At 60.2% G+C, this 4684-nt stretch carries 3 protein-coding genes and 1 pseudogene; 2 read left to right on the forward strand and 2 right to left on the reverse strand.

Annotated features, from left to right (window positions below; all coding sequences use genetic code 11):
* Positions 1-857 precede the first annotated feature (857 nt).
* Together F758_RS50615 and F758_RS51375 are read left to right on the forward strand one after the other, a co-directional pair.
* Positions 858-1085 carry a hypothetical protein gene (locus F758_RS50615; RefSeq protein ID WP_157450555.1) on the forward strand — a complete coding sequence of 76 codons (228 nt, stop codon included), beginning with the start codon at positions 858-860 and terminating at the stop codon, positions 1083-1085.
* Positions 1051-1341, forward strand: coding sequence for a hypothetical protein (locus tag F758_RS51375; RefSeq protein ID WP_198026719.1), 291 nt, complete (start codon positions 1051-1053; stop codon positions 1339-1341). The genes F758_RS50615 and F758_RS51375 overlap by 35 nt, the downstream gene beginning before the upstream one ends.
* Positions 1342-2037: 696 nt before the next feature.
* Here F758_RS51375 and F758_RS0142620 read toward each other — a convergent pair.
* Positions 2038-3215, reverse strand: a pseudogene (locus F758_RS0142620) (IS3 family transposase).
* A 1035-nt stretch (positions 3216-4250) separates the two neighbouring features.
* On the reverse strand, positions 4251-4511 hold the full coding sequence (locus F758_RS0142635; RefSeq protein WP_024513461.1) for an FAD-dependent oxidoreductase: 261 nt from the start codon (positions 4509-4511) through the stop codon (positions 4251-4253).
* Positions 4512-4684: the final 173 nt, after the last annotated feature.

The following is a 4684-nucleotide window of genomic DNA, read 5'->3' on the forward strand; positions in this document are numbered from 1 at the left end:
TCGCGCGGGCAGGAATTGCAGAAGCCGCGCGAGGACCATTCCGGCGTACTGAAGCGTTTCCTGTGGTCGACTGCTTCCGGCCGTCTTACCACGATGCCCAGCGACTGTAACAGTTCAACAAAGCCATTAAGCTCGCGCTGCGCCGGTTCGATCATGATCTGTGGGTAACGGAAGNCTGCCAACAGCGACTGNGCCCGCGCAGCCATNCCGGGAATGTTGCAGGTGACAACCGGATGATCGGACGGGATGATCGCACCCTCCAGCCTTCCGACTATCACTTCTTCCAGCGGGTCCCACTCGTTGTATGAGCTAACCGGAGAAACTCGGCCCGCTGGAACGACATCCGAACCGTAAGTGCGCGTGACCGTGTCCATACATGAGGTCCTCTGTCCGCTACAACAGTCGCTGCCCCTTGAGGTTCCGGAGGTGTGGGACCGCCGGTTGCCGGGTCGATGGTAGAATCTTTAGAGTCGCCTACTGGCCCATCTCGGAAGTGACGTTTACGTTCCTTTTCGGGGTGCAGGGGACATTCCAATCGAGCGTGCACCCTATTGCGTGCGGTGGGCGAAGCAGATACGGCCAGAGCATGAGATTTGTTGCCGATCGCCCCTTCGCCGTCCCGATGCCGCCGCGTGCAAGCTGATTGAGATAGCGAAGGCCACGCCGGCCGTGCAGGACGGCCGCATCCATATCGAAAGATCAACGGACCTTCATCTATCAGCTCAAGGGCACGCCGGCAGAATATAAGGCTGGCCTTGATCTCGCGATTGCCAATGGCTGGCTCCGGATGCATGAGAGCGGGACTTACGTGAAGGTCACGGAGTCGGCAGGTAGCGCTGTTTGCCTGAGAGAGACGCATGAGCACCAAAACTAGCTATCCGCGATCGACTTCCGTTCATGAGGCTGGTCATGCTGTGGTGACGTGGTCGCTTGGAGTGCCCGTGGGCGCGCTGTGGGTCAATGCCGACGATGCAAGCGGCGGAGCCAAAATCGGCTCGACGACGCACCTGAAGGTGACTGAACAGATAGCGGTCTGCTGGGGCGGTGCCGTTGCACAGAAGGTCTTCAACTGTCCGGGGGCATGAATTCGCAGCTTTCCAGGATCGTGTCGCCATCATAGAATTGCTCGAAGAGCACGGCGTATCGAAGCAGGAGGAAGGTCCTGCGCTGCGTGCGCAAGGCTGGGCTGTTGCGGCCGCCAACTACATCACCAAGCTCCCGAAGCGCGAGCACGACGCGCCGGAATGGCGCGCGGCGATCGAGACGCTGATGCTGGCTGCGGAGCATGGCGGCCCGACGATGATGGCGCATAGGGGTGATGTGGGGGCTGTATCGTCATGACGAGTCGGCCGCGCCGACGCCGCGCAGCAAGCGGGTGAAGAAATACAGGACAGTGACGTGACCAGCGTGGAGGCCATGTGCGACGTGAAATAGCCTACGCTGCCGCGATCAGATCTCTGAAGGCAGCCAGCTCAAGCTCAATCGGATCGCGCTCGCCCGTCGCTGCGGAGGCTATCAGGTTCTTGGCTATCTCCGTTCGGTTAGCCGACGTCCGCATGGCCGGTGAGAGTGATGCGATTGCCTGATCAAAGATCGTCCCCAAAGGGATAGCTCCTCGGGTTCAAATACGAAACTTCGTTCCGGTACCATTTACGCCATTCCCCCTAGCTGCGCGCGGTCGCATTAATGCTCGTTCAGGGTTTTGGCCGGGGGTAAGGCCGAAAGAAGATCGCTAGAGGCACAAAAAAGCCCCGGCGTGTACCTCGCCGGGGCCTTTCACAAATCGATCGCGTTGGGTACGTCCGCCAGCTCAATCGACCCAAGCCATTCGCTCGGGGACCAACACTCATCTGGCGGGAGTCGAGCTGGCGCTAATCTCGAAAACGCAGACGGCTGCGCCGGCCGCATCTGCGATGGCGTAGAACGCATTTTACGGATAGCGGATATTGCGTGAAGCAGCTAACGCCGCAGCATGAAGTTTGTCTCACCAGGCCCGCCGCACAGAAGGCTGATCTTCCCCCGAAAAAATGGACAGGGTTAAGCTGCTTTTAGCTCCATCTCGATCGGACTTATAAAGCCGATGGCGGAGTGACGACGAGTTCGATTGTAGAAGGCCTCTACATAGGCAAAGACATCGCGTGCGGCTTCTGCCTGTGTTGCATAGTGCCTGTGGTGGACGAGCTCCGTCTTGAGCGTGTGGAAGAAGCTCTCCATAGGAGCATTGTCATAGCAGTTGCCCTTGCGGCTCATCGAGGCCTTGATGTCGGCGGATTGCATCAACTTGCGGTAATCCGCCGAGGCATATTGAACGCCGCGATCGGAATGGTGGATGAGGCCGGCACCTGGCCGCTGCGCCGAGATCGCCATCCGTAATGCCGTCAAGGGCAAGTCGGCGCGCAAATGATCAGCCATCGCCCAGCCGACAATCTTGCGGCTGTACAGATCCATGACGGCAGCCAAGTAGAGCCAGCCCTGATCGGTCTCGATGTAGGTGATATCGGCCAGCCAGATCTGGTTCAGAGCGGTGGCGACGAAGTTGCGCTCGAGCAGGTTCGGGGCAATCGGCAGGTCGTGGCGGCTATCGGTGGTCCGCACCCGGCGGGGCCGCGCCATGATGGCCCTGATGCCATGACGCCGCATCAACCGTTCGATGCGACCACGGCTCGCCCCGCGGCCCTGAGCCTTCAACTCGACATGGATACGCGGGCTGCCATAGCGCCCGCGAGTGTCGTGGTGGACCCGCCTGATGTCGTCGACGAGATCACGATTGGCAGCAGATCGTCGGCTCTCAGGGCGCGAGCGCCAGGCATAATAGCCGGCCGGCGAGACGCCGAGCACGTCGCACAGGAGCGTCACCGGATAATCGGCCCGACAATCTTCGATGAAGCGGAATCTCATGTCCATGTTCCAGCAAAGATCGCGATCGACTTTTTTAAAATGTCGCGTTCCATACGCAGCCGCTCGTTCTCACGCTGCAAGCGCGCGATCTCCGCCGCGTGGTCCGCCGACGGCAGCGACGCCTGCGTTGTGGGGCGCCGCGTCGCCGCCGTCGGCTCCAGCCGCGCCCCTCGCTGCTCCACCTATCGCCGCAACACGGAATCGCGCAGACCAAGCTCCTTGGCAACGGATCCGATCGAGCGCCCGCTCGACGCGACGAGATCAACCGCTTGACGCTTGTAGTCGTCCGTAAACGACCGACGCTGACGTCCTTCCATCCGACACCTCCGGGCTCTTCGAGCCTACTACAGGTGTCCATCAATTCGGAGGAGGTTTAAGCCCGCCATTTGCGGCGGGCGCAAGTCTGGGAGGAAACAACGTCGCAAGCGTCGGCTGATTTGTCCCGGCGGCCTTCGCTCCCTAGGCTATTTGGTTCAAGTCGAGTAGACCGCGCAGGCCGCGCCAAATAGGGTGGCTGCAATGCTGACGGCGAGCACAGCAATCAGGAGCGGCTCGTCATCATTCAGTGCAAAATGCGTCGGGTCGATAAAGACCAACAAGCAGAAGTAGACGCACGCTAACAAAATCCCGACGCTTTGGAGCGCTCGCCTAGCCGTGTGCATCGCTTCAACCTGTCAGCCCCATTTGCTGAGACTGCGGCGAAATATCGATGTTGCAGAGGCTTTTAGGTCAGAGGGTCTGCGGTTTCCGGTTGAGCCTCGCCAGAGGCAAGACGCTGCGCACACCCCAAAATCAGAGATCCGGGCATGTCTTGTCGCCGCTCGACAGCCGCGTCGCGTTACAGCGCGAGCCGCCAGCCCCGGAGGAACACGATCCATCCCCATGAAACCACCTTCGCAATCTGCACTCGAAATGCAAAAGCCCTAGCCTTTTGAGCTAGGGCTTTGAGCGTGGGAGATGTCATCTGCGGGCTCAAGGCCCCGAGGGAGCAAGTCCCTGCATCTCCACCTTGCTCTCCCATCTATGGGAGAGCCTAAAAGACCTCCGTCAAGGAAGCCGATAACGGGAATGCTGTCCATGACTGGGCGCAGCCCGTGATCGCAAAGTAGCCACTATGGCGGGAATTATCCAGCCAGCAAGCCTGTCCTTTTGTAGACGTTCGATTGCAATGGGCAAAAATAAGCCCCGGGGAGCTGTAGCTTCACGAGGCAACGGCGGGTGATGGACTCATTCGGTTAACGACAACGCCCGGACCATCGTTTAACGGGAGCGCAGCAGCCACGGGTCCAGTGGCCGGAGCCGGGCCGGGTCGAAAGGCGATAAATCCGTGCTGCGCGAAACGCCCTCGGCGATCAGCTCCGCCAAGGCTCACCCGTTGCTGGTGCGTTGAGAATGCCCCAAACGCTATGGCCGGTGGCGACGTAGACGCCTTCACTCTGCGGCACCTTGCCGATCAGCGGCAGGCCGTCTTGCGTGACCGGACGGAAGTAGGCTTGCCGCGCGATGATCCGTTCCGGCTGGAACACAGGTGACAGCCGCTCGGCGATCGCTTGAAGATGACCGATCTCGCGTCCGCTGTTGAAGAAGGGCGGACTATCTCTGTGGTCGGGCACTTCCGGGTCTGACCCTGAACTGACTTCAACGCTCAATTAGCCTGGCCCCGCCGCGGCCGCTACCTCAAGCCCAACGGTGTCGTCAACCCGACGGAACCATCGCCGCCGCAGAGCAATTTAACCCCCAGTGGCCCCTTTTGATTTTGAGAATGCAAAGATGAGGAGGACAACAT

This window comes from Bradyrhizobium sp. ARR65 (genome assembly GCF_000472385.1).
GTDB lineage: Bacteria > Pseudomonadota > Alphaproteobacteria > Rhizobiales > Xanthobacteraceae > Bradyrhizobium.